This window comes from Paenibacillus sp. NRS-1760 (assembly GCF_050467785.1).
Taxonomy (GTDB): domain Bacteria; phylum Bacillota; class Bacilli; order Paenibacillales; family Paenibacillaceae; genus Pristimantibacillus.
This window is the reverse complement of record NZ_JBITPK010000021.1, coordinates 443,487-464,583: the sequence shown is the minus strand read 5'-3', so window position 1 is coordinate 464,583 and position 21,097 is coordinate 443,487. Positions and strand designations below refer to the sequence as shown.

Here is a 21,097-nt window from a genome sequence, read left to right as displayed (position 1 = left end):
TTTTTGTTTTTTATTGTATGCATATTCCTCACAGTAGAACATTGATCACTTTGTAAATGACTCCTTAAATCGGTCGATCCACCAACGTCTACGAATTTCTTTTCCCCATTTATGACCATGAGCTCTTAATGTAGTTACTCGCCAGTACATCGGCGGGTGATCCATTATTTGGAATTCCATGAACCTTAAGAACCAAGGTGACCTTGCAAGAGTGGACTTTATTTCTTTCAGATCATTTTTCTTCATACTATACTCTGCAGTTTTTTTCATCGCTTCATCTTGGGATGCAGCAAGAGTCGCTAAGCTATTAGCCATTTGCATCGTTCCTCCATCAAGAAATGAAGCGCCTAGATGATCTGCCCTTACTTCCATCAATTGAGAACAAAATGATTGAAATACTGGAAATAGAATTATGAGTAACCAAACTGAAAAAAATAAAGGAATAGCTAAAGCTTCAATATCAGAAACTTGTTTGAAGATAATTAAAAGTGCAACAACCATAATTAACATTAATAGAATTCTATACAGTTGCCCATACAGGATATCTCTCTTCTTCACATGAACTGCTTCGTGGGCTAATATACCTTCAATAGCATCTATGGGCAATTTTAATGTAGCGGTTGTTAAAGTCACCATTGACCGTCCAATATTCATACCTGTTGCTAGCCCGTTGTATTGTGCGGAGTCAGTTTCATAAACTTTCACGTTTGGAATACCAGCTTTAGCAAATACCTTTTCAGCTGCTGATATCACTTTAGGATCGGTTGCAACCTTAGCATCCATGGCAACCTTTAGTACACGATCAGATATATATATATTAAATAACCAATAAATAATCGCTATACTAACCATCAACCACGCAGGAGTTCTAAAGGTATATAAGAGTAATATCATTCCAGTATAAGCGGATACCCCCTTTACTGTTACCGCAAAATAGAACTTGCCTAGGAGCCGTTTGATATTCCGTTTATGATAGAATGGGAGAACGGAAACCTCATTTTCAATAGTACTTTCAAATTTCATTTCTGAACCCAATTCGGTTCTCCACTTTTCTGTTTCTTTAATTGTCAGGTATACAGTTTCTCCTGGTAATTGAAGTCGCAGCACTTTGTTAAAGCTAGTTGTGAAGTCGGTATTTGATGTGAATAGGGTGAGATAGGGATGAAGCTTTAACAGGTCTACCGTTGATTCAATGGTTATCTCCTGTATATCTTTGATTGAAAATTTTCTTGAGTTCAAGCGGGACATGATATATAAGTTGCCTTGTTGTTTAGAAAAATAGAGGCTAGTTGTAAAATATATCACAAGACGTTTAATCATTTCGGTAATTGCAATGAGCATCCCATATACAATAAAATATTTTAATAGGCTATATTCCGGTCCGTATATCAAAAATAAGGTGGCACCAGCAAATACAAGGATTGAAATTCCTAATTCCCCAAGTATCCGTTGATTATTTCGAATAATCCCTATTTCCTCGACTTCTAGTTGGATGACTTCTTCCATTAACTCGCTATACTTTCCCTGACCAGTCATTAAAAGAGACATTGATAAGTACCCAGCCGAAACAAACGCAAAATGAATGAAACCTTCTGGAAAGCCCTGTTGATAAAAGATAAATCCAATTGCTAAAATAGCTCCGGTAATTTCACTTGCATAACCCAATTTACTACTCCATCTTCCAGTTAAGACACCAACAATATTAATAATACAACCTAATAATAGATATAACATAGTTTCAAAGATACTTGGGAACATATAATGACCTACCCTTCTAACTAACTAAGCAGCACTTTTGTTTGATGTGGATGTTAACGTTTCTTTTTCAGAAGTGCACCAAACAACGAATAGAGAATGATGACAAGGCTGACTGTAGCGGTAATATAAGCAGCGCCATCATGAAGAATGAGATGTGGTTCAGCAGGTAGTATACGATCGGACACAAGAAAGAATCCAACATATACGAGCGAAATGATCGTTCCTAGTCCGTACATCATCCAGAAAGATATACGCTTAGAGGAGAAAGAACCAGCACGAAGAATAGTGAATAAAACATAGGACAAAGCTAGTGAGAGTGCTAAATACACGATATTCTCATATAGCGGAATGGTTAGATGTCCACTGAAACCGTTTAGAAAACGCCAAATAAGAAGCAAAGGAACTAGGGGTGCTATTGTTTTTATTTGTTCCCATTTCGATGATTTAGGGAGTTCCTTGATGATCTCATTACAATAGGACTTAGGATCTTGGCCAAAGATTTGTTCGAACGATTTCCCCTCACGCTGAGCCATTAATAAATGATCTTCGAGTTCATTTAGGATCTCACTAGCTTTGGTATCCGGTATGGCAAAACTACTCTGAATGTAGAATCTCATTTCGTTTAAGAGGGTTTTATTTTTTTTGTTCAACATAAGTCATCATCCCTTTTCAATAATACTATTTACCGCATTACTTAGTTCGTACCAATTTCCACGGAATAATTGAAGCTGCTGTTCTCCTTTAAGAGTTAGGCGATAGTATTTGCGGTTAGGTCCCGAAGCAGAGGGGCGTAGTGTACTTGCCACAATATTTTCTTTCTCTAGACGAAGTAAGAGTGGGTAGATGCTCCCTTCCTTCGCGAACACGAAGCCACTAAGAGCGAGTTTCTCCATAATTTCATATCCGTACGTTTCCTCTTCATCAATGACTGCAAGAAGGCATCCCTCAAGCACCCCTCTAACCATTTGAGTGAACACGAGCATTCCTCCAATCGTAGCCTCTATCTATATTGCGCAACAAGGTACCGAATTAAGAAATAGCTAACTTGCAATACAAGCTAGCTATTTCATACTATCCAATTGTTAATTGTAATGCAAGTTAAGATATTATCATTTGAGGGGAATTCTCTTTTACATATTGCATGAAAAGATTTTTGGATGATGAATTATACTCCGTGTTACGTAATTGCAGCAAACCGACTGGAATGGCTGAATCCTTCAGTTCAACGTGAATTTTCACAACATTCGTGGGTAACGCTGTTGAATCTAGAACGGCTCCAACGGAAGGTATTCTCTGAACGAATGAAGGAATAGCCGAAATTTGATTCACCGTATATAAAAAAGGGGTTTCGGTGTAATGGGAATATTGCTTAGCTAACCGCAGATAATACAAGCAGGTATTTCCTCCAACGATCATTTGATAGTTAAGTAGTTCTTCAAAGGATATTATTCCGTTTCTTTCAGCCAAGGGATGGTTGTTCGCTACAATGAAGGAAATACTCTCATTATATAGTGGCTCAAAGCTAAATGAAGAAAAATCGGTAGGCTCTCCGCATATGGCAAAGTCCAGTTGGTTCTGGAGTACCGCTCGTGACAAGGAGTCGGTGTTCCCACTGACAAAGTGACATGCTACTTTTGGTTTAAGTTCCTGGAATTGCTGCAGAGAGCTGGGCAGCACATGCTCGAATATCGATGCTAGCCCTCCGATGCGCAGGGAGCCAATCTCCTCTCTTTGCAAAGCTTTCGCTTGCTCAGTTACTTGGTTCCAGTGTTGAATGAGCTTGTCAATTTCGACGGCAAAAATTTGTCCAGAAGCGGTTAACTCTGCATCCCATCCTCGCTTAAATAGCTGGATGCCCATTTCCTTCTCCAGCCGCTGGACTTGATTAGTAATCGTAGACTGCGCGTAATTCAATTTTGCGGCCGCTTTGGTGAAGTTTCCTTCTTGAATAATGGTTCGAAACGTAATTAATTCCTTTAAGTCCATAGCACATATCTCCATCGGTATAATTGAATTAAAATATCATTTTATTCAATTATACAAATAAATTTGCGGGGAGTAAAATTAAGTTATCCCATTGAAGGAGTGATATAAAATTGCCATTCATCAGAGTAAGTTACATGGAAAACCAATATGGGAAAGAGCAATTGCCCATCATAAGCCAGGCGATTATGAATGCACTAATTCAGCATTTTAACGTGCCGGAAGATGATTACTTTCAAGTTTTCCATTCACACAAAGAAAGCGAGTTTTATTTTAGCCGGAATTACTTAAATATAGAGCGAAGTAACGGGCTGCTCTATATTCAAATTACGCTCAAATCCGGAAGAAGCACCGAGCAGAAAAAAAACTTTTACGCAAAGTTAGCCGAACGATTATCAAATACGCTTAACATGAGGAAAGAAGACGTTTTCGTCGTACTGGTCGATACGGAATTCGAGGACTGGACATTCGGTAACGGCGTAGCACAAATGATCGAACGTCCAGACAACTAGGGGGAGGCATAATAATGAAGCATCGAAAAATCAAATCAACTGCCCGAGAATCATTTGGGGATATTGCACCTGCTTTCGTGCGCTATTCGGAAGAAGTACTGTTCGGGGACGTGTGGAGAAGAGAACAATTATCGCTTCGGGAACGCAGTCTCCTTACGATATCAGCGCTAGTCGCCGGAGGACTTACAGAACAGCTTTCATATCATCTCCGCCTTGCAAATGAGAACGGTCTGACCGAAGTAGAGTTGATCGAAGCGTTGACGCATCTCGCGTTTTACGCTGGATGGCCGCGAGCCGCGTCGGCGATTCAAGTTGCGAAGGAAGTATTCGAGGAGAAGACATAAAGATGGAACACGCCAATTCGGGCGTGTTTTTTTGTGAAGATGGCTGTCCATGGAATCACTAGAATCATGATATACTAAAGCTTGTGGAATAGTTAAGTTAAAGCCTAAGAGGAGGACACAAGCATGTCAACTGTGACCTTTTACCGCGAGGATTCGCTGCCTTTTTTGGAAGCAAAGCGATGTATGAGGAGCGATCTTGCCTATCAAAAGCATTTTCATGAGGAATATTCGATTGGACTTATAGATGAGGGTGAAACGAGCGCATGGTGCGATGGAACGCTTCTTCAGGTTGAAGCGGGAAGAGTCATTAGTTTTCCGCCAAAAATGATGCATGCTTGTCATCCTCTTGATGATATGGAGTGGCAGTACAAGATGCTTTTCATCAAGCCCGAATGGTTTAAAGGCCTTAATCATACAGAGCTTGGCCAGCTTGATATCCCGTACTTGCTGGAAGAGGGTAAAAATAATGCTTGTCGATTGCAAATAAACCGGACGATGGAGGCACTTATTAGCAAAGGTACTCCGCTTGAGATCGAAACGGCTTTAATCGAGCTGGTACAAGCACTCGTTAGTCAGAATACGGAAGATCTTGAACATGAATCACAGCGTAAACAGGATCAAAAGTACGTCAAACTCATTAAAGAGTATCTGCATGCACATTTTGACGAAAATGTTACGTTGGAGCAGCTGGAGAATGAAGCGGGTATCAGCAGATTTCATCTTGTACGTCTATTTAAGAAATGGAGTCATCTGCCTCCGCACGCTTATCAGATTTTGCTGAGAATCAATCATGCAAAGCTGGAATTGACCAAGCAGCGACCAATATCCGAAATTGCAGCAGAAGTGGGCTTTTATGACCAGAGTCACTTTTCGAAAGCATTTGTCAAAATCGTTGGGGCAACGCCGCAAAAATATGCTTTGTCTATTTGAAATTGAGCAATTTTATACAATACCTCTTCCTGTCTAGCTTGTAAACTTAGATTTATTTGAATGAAGGAGTGGTAGGACCATTATGCATCACAGATCAGGCTTAGAAAAACAATTTACAGCTGCGCTCAAATCTATCGCTCGTCGTCCTGACCTAAAGTCATATGTGGAGCAAACGCCACAGCTTAACCAAATGCTGCGACGTGCAGCTGCGCGGTATGTAACCGGTGAAGCAAGGCAAGATGGAGTTGAAGCAGCAAGCGAGCTTTCCGCCAAAGGATACGCGGTATCACTCGAGTATATCGGCGAGAATACAGCTGATGTCGCTGAATGTGAGGCAGCAGTTACAGAAATGATGACGCTCATCCATGAAAGGCAAAATGAGCTCTCCGCACGAGTATCATTTGATCTATCACATATCGGGCTCTCGCTGGATACGGATCTTGCTTATTCGAATCTTATGAATTTAGCTGGGCAGGCGCAGAAAGCTGGCGTTGAACTATTCATTAGTATGGAAGAGTCCTCGAAGACGGATAGAATACTGTCTATATTTGAGCGAGCTGCTTCTATTTATCCGAATGTCGGCATTACGTTGCAGGCACATTTGAAAAGAACTCCGCAGGATTTGGCAGCTATATCCTCACCTAGCCGTATCCGCATCGTCAAAGGCGCGTATCAAGAATCCAGTGAATACTCGTTACCTCGTTCTCCAGCGCTAAATAATCGTTATGTTGAACTTGTTGAGAGCGCGCTCCGCCAAGGACATCGTGTATCGATCGCTACCCATGATGAGTCCATTATTGAACAACTTCTTAATCAAGGAGTGGGATCAAGCTCTAATGCTGAGTTTGAAATGCTGTATGGCATTCGTCCAGATTTGAGCAGCAAGCTGAAAGCAGCAGGACATCCGATCAGGATTTATCTTACTTATGGACATGAATGGTATTTGTACTTGTGCCATCGCATTGCGGAGTACCCGCCCAATCTTTTTCAAGCTGTTATAGATACGGTAAGTCATGAGGGACTCCAGCCTGTGCAGTCGTATGAGTGAAGGAACTGATTGGAGTGATGCTTTCGTTTTCGCGTGAGAGCAAATATGCTGAAGTACACTATAAAATAATCGTAAAACGCTTGAATTTTCGAGCGTTTTTTTTTTGCTTATTTATAAAAAAATGAGCACCTAAGGAAATTTATTTTAATGTTTGGGAGGTTTTGGGTACATTGGTCTAGAATTGTAGATATAAGTAGTTCCAAAGACTATGTTTTAACCGTAAACTAATTAAACTTTCGCTTGATAAACGAACTGGAGAAGCCATAATGATAATTAATAATAACCCATCTGCTATTAACGCTCATAATAGTTTAAAGAAAAATAATATCCAAACGTCTAAAGCATCGGAAAAGCTGTCTTCGGGTCTACGCATTAATCGTGCAGCTGATGATGCAGCAGGACTAGCCATTTCAGAGAAGATGAGAGCTCAAATCAGAGGGTTAGATCAAGCACATAAAAACGTTCAAAATGGTATATCACTTATTCAGACTGCTGAAAGCGGATATCAGGAAATAACGGATATTATTCAACGACAAAGAGAATTGATTATTCAAGGTATGAATGATACGAATACGTTTGAAGACAAACAGAAAATTGACCAAGAAATTCAACAGCTTAAAGAAGAAATAAATAGAATTGCTACCCAAACGGAATTCAATACCATTAATCTTTTGGGACGAGATGACTATCAAATATTAGCCGACCGTTCAAGTCATACGATTAAAGTAAATACATCGGGACCGTTTCCTCCAACGACTATAATTAATGAACGGACAACATCCTTTTTTCCTATTGGTATGACTGAGGTTCCCGTAACCGCTCAATCTTCGAATACGAATACAACGATCGGTAACGTTAACAATTTTAGCGCTTCAGTCACACCTATTACTTCACCTGATGGACGTGAGGGGTATAACAATTATGAAAAAAATGAACATATCCATACAGAGACAACAACTACAGGTACCTATTATTATGGAAGAGAACTAGTCAGCGATCCTAGATATAAAGAGCTTGATATTAAGCATCTTTCCATTAATAATGTGTTTTTTCAGACTGAGCTTATACCAAGTGGAACGACAGCTGGACAGTACCCTGATTTTGGTGGATTTGAAGATCGGTTCATAACTGTTGAAATAAACGGTATCTCTCATACCCTTGATAACTTTACTTTAACGAGTTCGACTATAACTTCGAGCTCGATTACAGCTGTTTATGAAAAAGATGGTATTGAAATCGAAAAAATTATGTCGACGGATGGGTCGGCTTTTAAAGCAGAGTTTAAAATTAGAAATCATTCCGGTGTAGATGATAAACAAATTAAATTTAGTGCTGGTTTTAAGCCGGAATACGACGGATCATATAATATTTCATCCTCCAGCGGAGTTCCCACAGGCGTTACTGCTAATCAAACGGAAATACCGAGTTCAGGGACTGTGTTTGAACTATCAAACGATCTTGTGAATTACGATTTTTCATTCCTGAATGGCGGAAGCTACGTTAAGCCAAATTCATTAACAACGGGAAGCGATATTTTGCAATCGTCAAACTCTGGCCCCAATGTTATTACTCCATCATGGGAAACGACGGATCTTGATGATGGCGCTGTTTTGGAATTTGGCATTGTGCTAAATCATTTTAATTTTAAGAAAGATGTTTACCTCGTAACGAATAAAACGACAAGCCAAATTGATTCTATTATTGAAACAGTTACTACGGACATAAAGGATGTAGACTATATTCCGCCTCGACTTGATATTCAAATCGGGGCAAATGAAAATCAAACGATGATTATTCCCCTTTTCAGTGTGAAGCTAGAAGGATTGGGTATTGCCAATATGTCTATTTTACCGCCGGCCATACCTAGTGAATCGCTAGCTCAAGCAGATCATGCCATAGCAAGAGTTACAAACTATAGAACGATTTATGGAGCATTGCAAAATCGATTTGAACACACAGCGAACAACTTAGGAAATTATGCCGAAAATTTAACCGCAGCAGAATCACGAATACGTGATGCTGATATGGCAAAAGAGATGATGGATTTAACCAAATCGCGTATTCTGAATCAAACGGCACAAGCTATGCTTGCTCAGGCTAATCAGAATCCACAGGCTATTTTACATTTGTTCCAGTAACATGAAACCTACCTTTATGGTAGGTTTTTCATGTTGTTAGGGCATCTGCATTTTCGCTATTGGTTGTAGATTGGTTAAATGGCTGCCGCATGGCAGGAGGATTGCTTTTAAGAGGATAAGGCATGGAAGAGCAGCAGTGAAAATAGTTTTCGCATGGATCGAGCGCCAATTTTGTTCATTAGATTTGATAGATGATTTTTGACCGTCTTTTCACTGATCACGCATTTTTCGGAGATCTCGCGATTAGTAAATCCATACACAACGGAAAGGATGAGAATTTCTGATTCACGCTGTGTCAGCCGATAACGAGTTGCAAAACTTTGCATTACAGAATTCAATCTTCGAATTAGAAAATCGTTAACATCTTCATTTTCTATATCGTAATTATTATTAAATATCGCTTCATATGACGGTTTCTTCACTTCATAGGAGAGTTTCACTGTGTATGCTTACCTTCTAGTATTAAGCGGATTGAGAAAAACACACTTAAAATGAGAAGCAAACAACCGATTGCGTTCCATACGATCAAAAGCATTTCTACAAGTCTCCCTTGAACTTTTTTACTCTCACCTGCAGAAAAAAACATTGCCACTCTTAATTGTTTATCCAACTTTTCTCATTATAGATAATACGAAAGGCTTATTCTAGATGAAGAAGATCATTAGAAAATCGCTTTTTCGTCATTTTTCGACTGCTTTTACCTCGAACATATGACTTAAGTCATGTTTATGATAAAATAAATGGTAAATCTATCATCCCACTCGGGGGCATTACTATGGATGTACAATTAAATAACAAAATGACTCACATCTTGTTCATCATTGTAATAGGAGCGACGGTTTGCTTATTGTTTCATACGAGCAAGCTATCTGCTTTACTTTTATTGCTGGTATGTACGTATATAGCAATCGTCCTCATTCGAAATTACATCATGAAAATCAATCTCGAGGGATGGACAGGCATCTTATGTTTATCTATACAATTAGCCTTGGCTTCTGTCATATCGATAGGGTCGGAAAGCTTTTTTGCACAAATTTATATTTTAATTCTCGTTGGAGAATTTAGCTTTTATCGCAGCAGAAACCTTTCGATTATCTTTACTACGGTGAGCTATCTCAGTTTTGTACTAGGACTTTTGGTTTATCACCAATTCCCGCCCTTTAAAGAAATAGCTTATATGTTGCCTCGTATCATCGACTACTTTGCAATTTTTGGGATAAGCCTCCTTGCAAAAATTGCTTTTCAGCAAAAGAATCAGCTGGCTAAAGACAATGAGCAGCTGCGAATCGCATCCATTGAGTTAGCAAAGAAAACACAATTACAAGAACGGACTAGAATATCCCGTGACATTCATGATTCCGTTGGACACACGTTGACATCAGCGTTAGCCGGCCTGCAAACAGCAGCACATGCGATTGAGAAAAACAATTATGCGATTGCAAAAGATATGATCAATAGAACGAAAGAATATATTCACAATGGTTTGGATGATGTGCGAAGCTCGGTGCAGCTGCTGCATGAAAATGTTCTAGATCAACCTTTTATACCTGAGCTTATTAAGCTGATCGATGAAACGATGAGACAAACTCAGGTGGAAATTAAATTCGAGATTGATGCAGCATTGCCTAAACTGCAGCCAATAGTCGAGATAACGATTTATCGGGCATTGCAAGAAGGCCTTACTAATGGTATTCGGCATGGTTGCTGTACCCATTTTGAGTTTTCGCTAACTCATCGTGATGGGCAGATCCGGTTTATTTTATCCAATAATGGAAAAGTTCCATCGCAATTTGTTCATGGATTTGGTTTGAAAGCGATGAATGAGAGAGTAAAGGAAATTGGCGGAGAATTAACGATTTTGAACGAGCGTGCTGCCGATGGTGTAGCACTAGACATAAGCATACCTATTCAAAGGAAAACGATAGAGCGGAGGGAGCAAATTGTCTAAAAGAACGATTGTGATAGCAGACGATCAGCCCTTAATTCGCGATGGTTTGGCAGCTATTTTAAGTATGGAGGAAGAATATTTAGTTGTAGCTACAACGTGTGATGGGTTGGCAACGATAGCGCAAGTGCGATTGCACCGCCCTGAGCTGGTTTTAATGGACATCCATATGCCGAAGTTAGATGGTTTGGAAGCAACAAAACGAATCAAAACTGAGTTTCCGGATACCAAAGTGCTCGTTCTGACAACGTTCGAGGATGAGGAATACATATGGGAAGCGATACGGTATGGAGCTAACGGCTTTTTAGTTAAAGGGGTTGAGACTAAGAAGCTTCTCTCTACGATTCAGGATTGTTTAGAGGGGAGAATCAATTATCCCAGTCGCATTCAGAAACGTCTTGTACAGGCTCTTAACTTTCCAGAACAGCATGAACAAGGATCACCCAATGAAATTTCCGAGCCTTATTCAATCGAGCAGACTGATGACATGCTGAATGGTTTGTCCGCACAGGAACGAAATATTGTAATGCAGTTGAAACAAGGGAAGTCGAATCAAGCTATCGCTTCTGAATTGTTTTTAACGACGGGTACAGTAAAAAATTATTTGAGTGCGATTTACAAAAAACTGAAGGTCTCCAGCCGAACGGAAGCAATCGCATATCTTCATCATTCTTCGGGAACATCATCACCCCCGAGTTCTACGTAGTCGATTGCCGAAAAAGCTGATTTGGGGATAACCCGAAGTCAGCTTTTTTGCGTAGTCGTACGAAGTATTTTATGATGCGGTGCCATGCTTATTTGTTTAGTTTTTTTCGAAACCATAATCCCGTTCGACCTTGCAAACTCTTGTTTTGTAGCTGCTATACCATTCCGCTATTCCTTGTTGTTGTGCGACCAAATGCCGTTCATTTTGTTTCCATTTTTGAATCGCTTCAAGGGATTCCCAATAAGACACGGTAATGCCTAGCCCTTCTCTCGCACTTTCTACACCAAGATAACCCGGTTGAACGGAAGCAAGCTTCACCATTTCATCCGCCATTTCTTTGTATTGGTTCTCAATTGCTGTTCGTTCTGATGTAAATATGACAGCATAATAAGGCGGTTGTGGCGTTTTAGCAATTTCACTCATGATTTGCCTCCTTGAATTTGTTCATATAAAGTTTAAAGAAAATAATTATACAGTTGTTCTTATCGAAAATAAACAACAGGATGAGCAGAAACCAATATGTGTATTTTGAAAAACATAACGTTTGTGCTATCATAGTTTGTTCCGAATATTAGATTGATGGTAGCAAAAGATTACATATTCCTACACAAATGAGTATTCGAGCAATCACATCAATAGATGAAATTACATTGTTATTAATTCCTTGCCTTGGGAAGTATAACTATGAATGGATTCTAAGAACGACATCGAGAGGGAAACAAATGGAGCAAATGATTCAAGATTTAATTGGTATTGTGAATGATTTTTTATGGTCAAAGCTGTTGATTGTTATGCTTATTGCAATAGGCCTTTACTTCACCCTGCGGTCAAATGTACTGCAATTGCGTATGTTAAAGGAAATGTTCCGTCTGCTGTTTGAGTCCACAAGCGGTCCGCGCGGCAGCATTTCACCATTTCAGGCGTTTTGCATTAGTATGGCAGCTCGTGTAGGAACAGGGAATATTACCGGAATCGCTATCGCGATCGCGTTAGGTGGACCAGGGGCTGTGTTCTGGATGTGGATCATCGCCATTATTGGTTCAGCCTCAAGCTTCGTAGAAAGTACGCTTGCTCAGGTTTACAAGATTAAGGACGGAGAGAGCTTCCGCGGAGGCCCAGCTTATTATATGCAAGCGGGTTTAAAGAAGCGGTGGATGGGCGCCTTATTTGCGATCTTAATTACGCTGTCCTTCGGGCTCGTATTTAATGCTGTACAGTCGAACACGATTACGATTGCTTTTGAGAACTCTTTTGGCACCAATCGAATGGCAGTGGGATTGATTATGACAGCGATATTTGCTGTTATCATTATTGGCGGTGTTAAGCGGATCGCCAAGCTATCCGAATATATTGTGGTTGTGCTGGCGGTTTTGTATATTGGGGTTGCTCTTACGATTGTTGTGATAAATATTACAGATATGCCGGCAGTGCTTGCTTTAATTGTAAAAAATGCGTTCGGAATAGAACAAGTAGCCGGAGGATCACTTGGCGCAGCGCTTATGCATGGAGTAAAACGCGGTTTATTTTCTAACGAAGCAGGGATGGGCAGTGCACCCAATGCTGCAGCTACTGCAACGACCAGTCATCCAGCGAAGCAAGGCTTGATCCAAGCGCTTGGTGTTCTGTTTGACACCTTAGTCATTTGTACGAGTACAGCATTTATTATTTTGCTGTCAGGCGTGTATGAACAGCAGGGACTAGGTGGAATTGAACTCACGCAAGCAGCTCTGAGCGTACACATGGGTTCATGGGCATCGGGCTTCCTAGCGATCATGGTTTTTCTGTTCGCGTTCAGCACATTGATGGGCAATTATTATTATGGGGAAACGAATATTGAGTTTCTCAACACCAGTAAGGTCTGGTTATGGCTATACCGCATTTGTGTGCTGGCGATGGTCATTTTCGGGTCGGTTGCCAAAGTGCAGCTTGTCTGGGATTTAGCAGATTTGTTCATGGGACTGATGGTGGTGGTCAATCTCATCGCCATTACTCTTTTATCACGAATCGCCTTTGATGTACTGCGGAATTATATGCAGCAGAAGAAGGCAGGGCGTGATCCGCAATTTGTGAAGAGCAGCGTCAAAGGTTTGGAAGACGTGGAATGCTGGGATGACAAAGACGTCAAATAGAAAGATTCATTTTTAAAAATAATAATTGGATAGCCAAAAGCAGTTTACTTCTATATTCTTCAGGAGTAAGCTGTTTTTATTTATGGAAAACGAAGCTTATCCTAAGCGGCTCAGTTTTATTTGAATGGGTTGATAATCGATGAAATATCCGAACGGAATGAGGCGAAATATGATGGACATAACAAAATTTTGTGAAGGTATCAGGCTTGATGAATCGGCTCAGCAGCATATGTTTGCCTACCGTATGATGGAAGAGGAATACAAGGCATACAAACAGCATTTTCAATTAGATCGAGACTCTTTTTTTGAGACTGTAAAGCAAACAGGGAGCTATCGAAAATTATTATTATATTTATTTATAAGATTTGCAGTAGATGCCTATGAGGAGTATCGAATTCGAGGGATTGAGGATGTCGTTTATTACGATACCTTCTCTGATATCCAGATTTGGAGCCAAAACTGTTTGCGTGATTACGGTGAATACGGAATTGAAGAATACAACTGGATGAAGGAGCATGTTCAGTTGCGCTTATTCCGATTGGGAAGATTACAGTTTCAGCCACTCGCTCTGAATTCTGATGTAGTAATTAACGGGCAAAAGGTAGTTAAAGATCAAATTGTGCTCAATGTACATATTCCATCCGGAGAGCCTCTTGACCCTCAAAGTGTAGAAAAGTCATTTGTTTTGGCAAGAGCTTTTTTTAGAGGAATATCACCGGTGTATGTTTGTCATTCATGGCTGCTTTATCCGGAGTTAAGTGAAGTATTAAGCGTTGATTCCAATATCATACAGTTTCAAAAGCACTTTTACATTTATGATGTTGATGCAGCCTCAAGGGAAGCAGAACAAAGGATATTCAACCAATTGAAAGACAATCCATTCGAATATGAAGAGCAAACTAGTTTACAGCGCAGCGCCAAAGCTTATTTGGTTGCAGGTCACAAGCTGGGGAGCGGTTATGGGATCAAAATAAATGGGGAGAGTTAGTATTTTTTTCTGTAAGTATTGGTCATTGTCTGGTTTTTAGCTTATAGAAGTGGTTGAGGAAGATTAAACTTGAGCAATATGAGAAGATAGACTCGGTACATCATATAAATCGGAAAGGAGACCTGCCTATGCGCTACCTTTATGAGTTTATCGAGCATCAAGATGACCTCCCGATTCGTCTGTTCGTCAACAGTGTTGCACATGTTCATTTTCATTGGCATAAGGAAATTGAAATTATATATGTGCTGCAGGGCTCTGTCACCATCTATTTGGACCAACATCAGTATTTATTGCAGCAGGACGATATCATCGTTGTCAGCAGCATGTCTGTACACAAAATCGAACGAACGAGTCAGGACAATGTGCTGCTGACATTGCAGTTTAACCCGGAATTGATGGATGAGGGCTCGTTTATCGGATGCAATTCCTTGCAACAGACGGATGAAAACCGTGAAAATTATGATAAAATTCGCCGCTGCTTGGCGCAGATGGCATGGGAAGCAAGCAAGAAAGCTCCTGGCTGCCGCAACTATTCATTGGGTTTTCTCCATATGTTGATTGGTCATTTGCTGCGTTATTTTTCAACAGGCCTAATCGAAGCAACACTCTCGGAGGGAAAGGCTTTTGACTATAAACGGCTTAATCGCGTGCTCCAGTTCGTGGACCGCCATTACAGTCAGAAGATATCATTGCAAACGATTGCCGATCAAGAGCATTTAAGCCTGCATTATTTCTCTCATTTCTTCAGTGATAAAATCGGCATCCCATTCCAGAAGTATTTAACATTGGTCCGTTTGGAGAAAGCAGTCATTGAATTGACGGAGTCCAGCAAAAGCATGACGCAAATCGCGCATGACTGCGGATTCGCTAATGTGAAGCTGTTCAATAAATATTTCAAAGAGAAGTACGAATGTACTCCAAGCGCGTTTCGGGAAGCAGTGTCTTCAGCTATGCCTGCCTCGCCTGCGAGGAAGCCGATTACTTACGAGGAATCGTCAAGCAGTGATTATTATGAAACCGACACTATTCTTGCGATGGAATCATTGTACCGTTATTTGGAGCGGGATGAAGAAGGAACGAACGCACTGGTAGCGAAGAGTGTTGTTTATAACAAGGTTGACATTAAAGTACGCGTGGATGAATCAGGCCAACCATTCGTGCCCCATTGGAATCGGATAACTACTGCCGGCAGAGCTATAGAAGGGCTGCGAGCGGATTGGCAGGAGCAATTTCTGGAATTGCAGCGAAACCTAGCATTCACTCATATACGCTTCCATGGCGTATTTAATGACGAGATGATGATATACAACGAGACGGATGACGGCGAACCAATCTATAATTGGGCCTATGTTGATAAGCTATATGACTTTTTACTTCAATCGGGCATACGTCCTTTTGTAGAATTGGGCTTCATGCCAACGCTGCTGCGCCGTTCAAGCGAAACTATTTTTTTGTGGAAGGGCAATATCGCTCCTCCAGCTATCCAGAACAAGTGGGATTCGCTTGTCCGTCAGTTTGTTCGCCATTGTTTGAATCGTTACGGAATTGATGAAGTAAAGAAGTGGTATTTTGAGGTGTGGAACGAGCCTGATCTGGCTGGCGTTTGCTGGGCGGGAACGAAGGAGCAGTATTTTGAATTTTACAAATCAACTGCCTTTTCGATCAAATCGATAAATCTTGAACTGAAGGTAGGCGGCCCTGCGCTTGGATATGGATCACTTTGGAATGAAAGTTGGGCGACTGATTTTATGTCTTATTGCCGTGCTGGGAATGTACCCATTGATTTTTTCTCATTCCATGTTTATTCCGAATATCCGAATCTGAAGGACGAGGCTGACACGTTGACGACGATTATGCCGCCATCCTTCTATCTCGACAGCGTGAATAAGTTAAGATCGCAAATTGGCGCATATGAAGCCCCGCATATGGAGCTTCATATGACGGAGTGGAACTTCTCCCTCTATGACCGAAATTTGGTGCATGATACGATGTTTATGGCATCGTTTGTCATCCATCAAGCTCTTCAGACGTTAGGCACAATGAATTCGATTGCCTTCTGGTCATTCACTGACGTTTTTGAAGAAAGCCATGTCCCACCGTCCATTTTCTATGGAGGTTTCGGTTTAATTAATAGAAACGGCCTCAAGAAGCCTAGCTATTATGCATTTGAACTGCTTGCCAAGCTGGGAGAGAAGATTGTGACTCGAGGGGATGGTTATATCGTAACGAGTCATAATGATGGGAGCCTGCAAATTTTAATGTACCATTATGTGCATGTGGATCAACTATTCGCAAGCGGCGATTGGTCAGGTCTGACGGAAAAAAGCCGATACTCCATCTTTGAAGAAAAGGGTGACAAAGCATTTCTAATAAAGCTGCAAGGCTTGAAAAGCAGCTATAAAATGACGAGCTATCAGCTTGACCGAGAGCATGGCTCTGCTTTTGATGAATGGATTCGAATGGGAACGCCTGTATACCCATCGAAGGAGGAACTCAATTATTTGCAAGGCAAAACCGGTCCCGAAATGAAGACGGAGCTTATAACCGATGCGGAAAGCTATGAACATACATTCGTAGTTCCGCCTCACGGGGTTAGGTTAATTACGTTGTTAAAGCAATATTGAGCATGTCACAAGCTCTAAAAGCCAGCGCCCCAGCTATCGAGGGGTGTTTTTTGCTGTGCAATTCAAACACTTAGATGCAACTTTATGGCTTTCGAGAGCGATTCGACAAAAAACAGACCATCATGCGGCAAATAAGAACAAGAAAGCGCTAACAAATGATTTTATACTAAGTAAGCAATCACAAACAGAGCAGAATATAACATGTAGGGGGAATGAAAATGGATCGATTGATGAAGTGGATGACCGAGAAATTCGCGCCTCGACTCGAAGCATTTACCAAAAATGTATGGGTGGATTCAATTCAAGAAGCGATTATGGTCACACTGCCGATGATTTTCATCGGTTCACTGATTACGCTTGTTTCTATTTTGAAGGATTATATTCCGGGAATGCCTGATTTGACGCCAATAACAACGTTTAGCTTCGGGCTTCTCGGCATTTTTATCGCTTTTCTCACACCTTACATGGTCATGCAGAAGAAGGAACGCCATAAAATTAAGCTGATTGCAGGTGCGACTGGTTTGTCGCTGTTCCTCATGCTGCTTAAGCCTACGTTCGGAGATGACGGAACAGTCAAGTTTGTGCTTGAGCGATTTGGACCGTCTGGGATGATCACAGCACTCTTAGTGGGAATTTCAGTAGCAGCTGTCATGAATGCGTTTAACCGCTTCTCTTGGTTCAAGAAAGATACAAATCTGCCAGAATTTATTGTGGACTGGTTTGACTTTCTCGTCCCTATCGCTTTGATTCTGACTGGTGGCTGGCTTCTTATTTATCAGCTGCACTTCGATATTTTCGCTCTAATCGTGAGCTTGTTTGAGCCGCTTAACACAATTAGCCAAAGCTTGGCAGGCTTCGTCTTGTTTAATTTCGTTGGTGTTGTACTCTATTCCTTTGGCGTGAGCCCGTGGGTAATCACTCCGATATTATATTCCATATGGATTCCTGCCATCGAGGAAAATGCTGCTTTGGTTGCACAAGGGATGGAGCCCGTGAACATCAATACGTTTGAAACTTTTTTCTCCGGCTGGGTAGGGGTCGGCGGTCTCGGCGCAACATTGCCGCTTGTTATTTGGTTCCTATTTGCAAAGTCGAAAAAATTGAGTTCAATCGGCAAGGCGACTATCGTCCCTTCACTGTTCAATATTAATGAGCCTGTCATTTATGGCGCGCCGATTGCTTTTAATCCGTTATTGATGGTGCCGATGTGGATTAACGGCATTATAACGCCAATTATAGTATACATCGTGCTGGATCTCGGCCTTGTGGACATCCCAAGTAAAGTGTTTCAACTGTGGTATACGCCAATCGGCTTGTCCACGTATTTATTGTCTGGCTTAAACGGACTTTTATTGCTTGCCCTAGTTTTGTTTGTTATTTTCGTCGTTTGGTTTCCGTTTTTTAAAGTTTACGACATGCAGGAGCTAAAGAAGGAACAGCAAGAAGCCGAAGGGCAAGAAGGATAGGCAAGATAGGAAAGAGGAGGATTACAAGATGAAGCAAGCAACAGAAACGATATTGAGAGCAATGACGCTGGAAGAAAAAGCTGATCTATGCGCCGGTCTAAACATGTGGATGACGAAGGAGATCGATCGTCTGGGGATCCCGTCTATCCATATGTACGATGGAACGAATGGCATACGTAAAACAAATAGTGACGAAGAAATAGGCATTACAGGCGAAAATTTACCAGCCACTTGTTATCCAACAGGCTCGGCTATCGGATCTTCGTGGAATGTGGAGCTACTGCATGAGGTTGGAGTCGCTCTTGGAAAGGAAGGGAGACAGATGGGCGTTCAGTTGCTTCTTGGACCTGGGATAAACATGAAGCGAACCCCTCTGGGTGGACGAAACTTCGAATATTATTCAGAGGATCCATGCCTGTCAGGGGAGCTTGGAGCCTCCTTCGTAAACGGCTTGCAAAGCCAAGGCGTCGGTGCGTCGGTTAAACATTTTGCTTGTAATAATCAAGAGTATGAAAAGATGGTAACAAGTTCGGAGGTTGATGAGCGGACACTGCGCGAAATTTATTTGAGCGCTTTCGAGCGGATAGTTAAAAAATCAAATCCGTGGACAATTATGTGTTCCTATAATCTGGTTAACGGTTCCTATGCAAGCGAAAACGAACATTTGCTGAACGATATTTTACGTGAAGAATGGGGATATGAAGGGGTCGTTTTGTCCGACTGGACAGCTGTCAATGATCGCATTCGCGGTCTTAAGGCAGGCCTAGATTTAGAAATGCCTGGGCCTGCCCATTACAATAGGAAAGCTATTGTTGAAGCTGTTCAGGCAGGCAAGCTTGAAGAAGCTCTACTTGATAAGGTTGTCGGCCGAATCATCGAGTTGGTGCAAAAAACGACCGAAACAGGTATAAATAGAAACGAACAAGCAGCTATCGATTATCATGAATTGGCAAGGAAAGCGGCGTCAGAGAGCATTGTGCTGCTTAAAAACGATAATGATATTCTTCCGATTAACACGGCGAAGACAGCATCAGTTGCTATCATAGGAAAGTTCGCGAAGCAGCCGAGAATCCAAGGAGCTGGCAGTGCTAAAGTAACACCTTCCCGAGTTGATATTCCTTGGGAGGAAATGTGTAGAATTGCAGGCGATTCAATTGTACTGTCCTATGCAGAGGGTTATCCTACGGACGAAAGCGTGGATGAACGCCTCATCGAAGAAAGCGTCGAACTTGCGGCGAAGGCGGATATAGCGATTCTGTTTGTGGGACAACCTGAATATGCAGAATCCGAAATGCATGATTTAGAAGGTATTCATCTACCTATGCATCAAATTAAGCTAATTGAAGCCGTTTCCACAGTACAACCGAAATGCGTAGTCGTCACAAGCAGCGGATCAGCGCTTGCGATGCGTCCGTGGGTGCAGCATGTACCTGGCGTCCTTCATTCATGGCTTGCCGGACAAGGCAGCGGCAAAGCGATAGCCGACATTTTATTCGGGAACGTGAATCCTTCTGGTAAATTATCTGAGACTTTCCCTGTTAAGCTGTCCGATAATCCATCGTATATGCGTGTGCGGGGTGAAAATGGGAAGCTGTTTTACCGAGAGGGCTTGTTCGTTGGATATCGTTATTACGACAAAAAGGAGATTGTTCCGCAATTTTCTTTCGGGCACGGCTTATCGTATACGTCCTTCGTTTACTCAAATTTGAAGGCGATACAGCAAGAGGGTAAAATAACTGTCACTTGCAGTGTCGAAAATACAGGAGATGTGTTTGGCAAGGAAGTGGTGCAGTTGTATGTTCATGACGAGGAATGCGATTGGGTTCGTCCTGAAAAAGAGCTTAAGGCATTCACTAAGCTCGCCCTTGAGCCTGGCGAGAAGCAGGAAGTTTGTTTCTTACTCGAAGAGAGAGATCTTGCTTATTATAATACGAAATATAACAAATGGGTCGCAGAGACAGGTTATTATGAATTCGTAATCGGCAGTTCATCACGGGATATCCGCATTCGGGAGAGAGTGCTGTGTGATTTCGGCAGTGAAGAAATCGCTCTTCATAAGTTCAGTTTATTAAATGACTGGCTCAATCATCAAAGAGCGAAGCTGATTCTGACCGACTGCATTAACGAGATGAATCGCCATGTGTCCGACAAGGTATACTTAAATGAGGAGTTTGTCGGATTCTGGGGAGACTTTCCAGCCATTAAAATCATTCAAATGTTTGGTCAAAAATGGTTGACCGACAGATCGCCTGATCAAGTTATGGAGCAATTAATTCAAACGTTTGAGCTTGAACGGCATGATCGATAACAATGGATGTCAAAGGTTTAGAAAAAGCAAAAAACAAGCGGCCTATAGAAGGACCGCTTGTTTGGTTTATGTCACCACATCAACAGCTGAAAATAAGTAGTTATTATTTCTGATCTTAGGCTGTTCTGGCCATGGTAATCTTCAAATCAATTAGAAGTAGAAAAGGAGTGTCCGTAAAGTTAGTATTATTGACTTGTAGGACACTCTTTTTTTGAAAT

At 41.4% G+C, this 21,097-nt stretch carries 18 protein-coding genes; 12 read left to right on the top strand and 6 right to left on the bottom strand.

The features are described 5' to 3' along the window. Positions 1 to 45: 45 nt before the first annotated feature. From ACIFSR_RS30160 to ACIFSR_RS30145, 4 genes are all read right to left on the bottom strand, one after another. On the bottom strand, positions 46 to 1,758 hold the full coding sequence (locus ACIFSR_RS30160; protein ID WP_430062303.1) for a M56 family metallopeptidase: 1,713 nt from the start codon (positions 1,756 to 1,758) through the stop codon (positions 46 to 48). 53 nt (positions 1,759 to 1,811) lie between these two features. Next, positions 1,812 to 2,411, bottom strand: a complete 600-nt coding sequence (locus tag ACIFSR_RS30155; RefSeq protein WP_339208179.1) for a DUF1129 family protein — start codon at positions 2,409 to 2,411, stop codon at positions 1,812 to 1,814. Positions 2,412 to 2,417: 6 nt separating this feature from the next. After that, complete coding sequence (locus ACIFSR_RS30150) at positions 2,418 to 2,741, bottom strand: PadR family transcriptional regulator (protein WP_430062300.1); 324 nt, start codon at positions 2,739 to 2,741, stop codon at positions 2,418 to 2,420. 115 nt (positions 2,742 to 2,856) lie between these two features. After that, complete coding sequence (locus ACIFSR_RS30145; RefSeq protein ID WP_430062297.1) at positions 2,857 to 3,744, bottom strand: LysR family transcriptional regulator; 888 nt, start codon at positions 3,742 to 3,744, stop codon at positions 2,857 to 2,859. Positions 3,745 to 3,854: 110 nt separating this feature from the next. Here ACIFSR_RS30145 and ACIFSR_RS30140 point away from each other — a divergent pair, with 110 nt between their 5' ends. The 5 genes from ACIFSR_RS30140 (at position 3,855) to ACIFSR_RS30120 (ending at position 8,713) form a co-directional block, all read left to right on the top strand. After that, positions 3,855 to 4,253 carry a tautomerase family protein gene (locus tag ACIFSR_RS30140; protein ID WP_430062293.1) on the top strand — a complete coding sequence of 133 codons (399 nt, stop codon included), beginning with the start codon at positions 3,855 to 3,857 and terminating at the stop codon, positions 4,251 to 4,253. Between the two features lie 14 nt (positions 4,254 to 4,267). Beyond that, positions 4,268 to 4,597, top strand: coding sequence for a carboxymuconolactone decarboxylase family protein (locus tag ACIFSR_RS30135; RefSeq protein WP_339208184.1), 330 nt, complete (start codon positions 4,268 to 4,270; stop codon positions 4,595 to 4,597). A gap of 123 nt (positions 4,598 to 4,720) precedes the next feature. Next, the gene (locus ACIFSR_RS30130) at positions 4,721 to 5,527 is read left to right on the top strand and encodes a helix-turn-helix transcriptional regulator (protein ID WP_339208185.1); all 807 of its coding nucleotides are present in this window, start codon (positions 4,721 to 4,723) and stop codon (positions 5,525 to 5,527) included. Between the two features lie 82 nt (positions 5,528 to 5,609). Next, positions 5,610 to 6,575 carry a proline dehydrogenase family protein gene (locus ACIFSR_RS30125; RefSeq protein ID WP_430062290.1) on the top strand — a complete coding sequence of 322 codons (966 nt, stop codon included), beginning with the start codon at positions 5,610 to 5,612 and terminating at the stop codon, positions 6,573 to 6,575. Between the two features lie 266 nt (positions 6,576 to 6,841). Beyond that, positions 6,842 to 8,713, top strand: coding sequence for a flagellin (locus ACIFSR_RS30120; protein ID WP_430062287.1), 1,872 nt, complete (start codon positions 6,842 to 6,844; stop codon positions 8,711 to 8,713). A gap of 107 nt (positions 8,714 to 8,820) precedes the next feature. On the opposite strand, the gene ACIFSR_RS30115 is transcribed toward ACIFSR_RS30120, so the two are convergent. After that, positions 8,821 to 9,153, bottom strand: a complete 333-nt coding sequence (locus tag ACIFSR_RS30115) for a response regulator transcription factor (RefSeq protein ID WP_430062284.1) — start codon at positions 9,151 to 9,153, stop codon at positions 8,821 to 8,823. 335 nt (positions 9,154 to 9,488) lie between these two features. On the opposite strand from ACIFSR_RS30115, the gene ACIFSR_RS30110 reads away from it, so the two are divergent. Together ACIFSR_RS30110 and ACIFSR_RS30105 are read left to right on the top strand one after the other, a co-directional pair. After that, positions 9,489 to 10,661: a sensor histidine kinase gene (locus ACIFSR_RS30110; protein WP_430062281.1), complete on the top strand. Its 1,173-nt coding sequence runs from the start codon at positions 9,489 to 9,491 to the stop codon at positions 10,659 to 10,661. Next, positions 10,654 to 11,364, top strand: a complete 711-nt coding sequence (locus tag ACIFSR_RS30105) for a response regulator transcription factor (protein WP_430062279.1) — start codon at positions 10,654 to 10,656, stop codon at positions 11,362 to 11,364. Before ACIFSR_RS30110 ends, ACIFSR_RS30105 begins: the two co-directional genes overlap by 8 nt. Before the next feature lie 96 nt (positions 11,365 to 11,460). Here ACIFSR_RS30105 and ACIFSR_RS30100 read toward each other — a convergent pair whose 3' ends face one another. After that, complete coding sequence (locus ACIFSR_RS30100) at positions 11,461 to 11,787, bottom strand: antibiotic biosynthesis monooxygenase family protein (RefSeq protein ID WP_339208191.1); 327 nt, start codon at positions 11,785 to 11,787, stop codon at positions 11,461 to 11,463. Between the two features lie 299 nt (positions 11,788 to 12,086). Here ACIFSR_RS30100 and ACIFSR_RS30095 point away from each other — a divergent pair, with 299 nt between their 5' ends. The 5 genes from ACIFSR_RS30095 to ACIFSR_RS30075 all read left to right on the top strand — a co-directional run bounded on the left by ACIFSR_RS30095 (position 12,087) and on the right by ACIFSR_RS30075 (position 20,879). Beyond that, positions 12,087 to 13,493: an alanine/glycine:cation symporter family protein gene (locus ACIFSR_RS30095; protein ID WP_339208192.1), complete on the top strand. Its 1,407-nt coding sequence runs from the start codon at positions 12,087 to 12,089 to the stop codon at positions 13,491 to 13,493. A gap of 169 nt (positions 13,494 to 13,662) precedes the next feature. Continuing rightward, the gene (locus ACIFSR_RS30090) at positions 13,663 to 14,481 is read left to right on the top strand and encodes an acyltransferase domain-containing protein (RefSeq protein WP_339208193.1); all 819 of its coding nucleotides are present in this window, start codon (positions 13,663 to 13,665) and stop codon (positions 14,479 to 14,481) included. Positions 14,482 to 14,609: 128 nt separating this feature from the next. Then, positions 14,610 to 17,105: a GH39 family glycosyl hydrolase gene (locus ACIFSR_RS30085; protein WP_430062275.1), complete on the top strand. Its 2,496-nt coding sequence runs from the start codon at positions 14,610 to 14,612 to the stop codon at positions 17,103 to 17,105. Between the two features lie 218 nt (positions 17,106 to 17,323). Beyond that, positions 17,324 to 18,571, top strand: a complete 1,248-nt coding sequence (locus tag ACIFSR_RS30080) for a PTS sugar transporter subunit IIC (RefSeq protein WP_339208196.1) — start codon at positions 17,324 to 17,326, stop codon at positions 18,569 to 18,571. Positions 18,572 to 18,599: 28 nt separating this feature from the next. After that, positions 18,600 to 20,879 (top strand): beta-glucosidase family protein, encoded by a 2,280-nt coding sequence (locus ACIFSR_RS30075; protein WP_339208197.1) that lies wholly within the window; start codon positions 18,600 to 18,602, stop codon positions 20,877 to 20,879. The last annotated feature ends 218 nt before the right edge of the window (positions 20,880 to 21,097 follow it).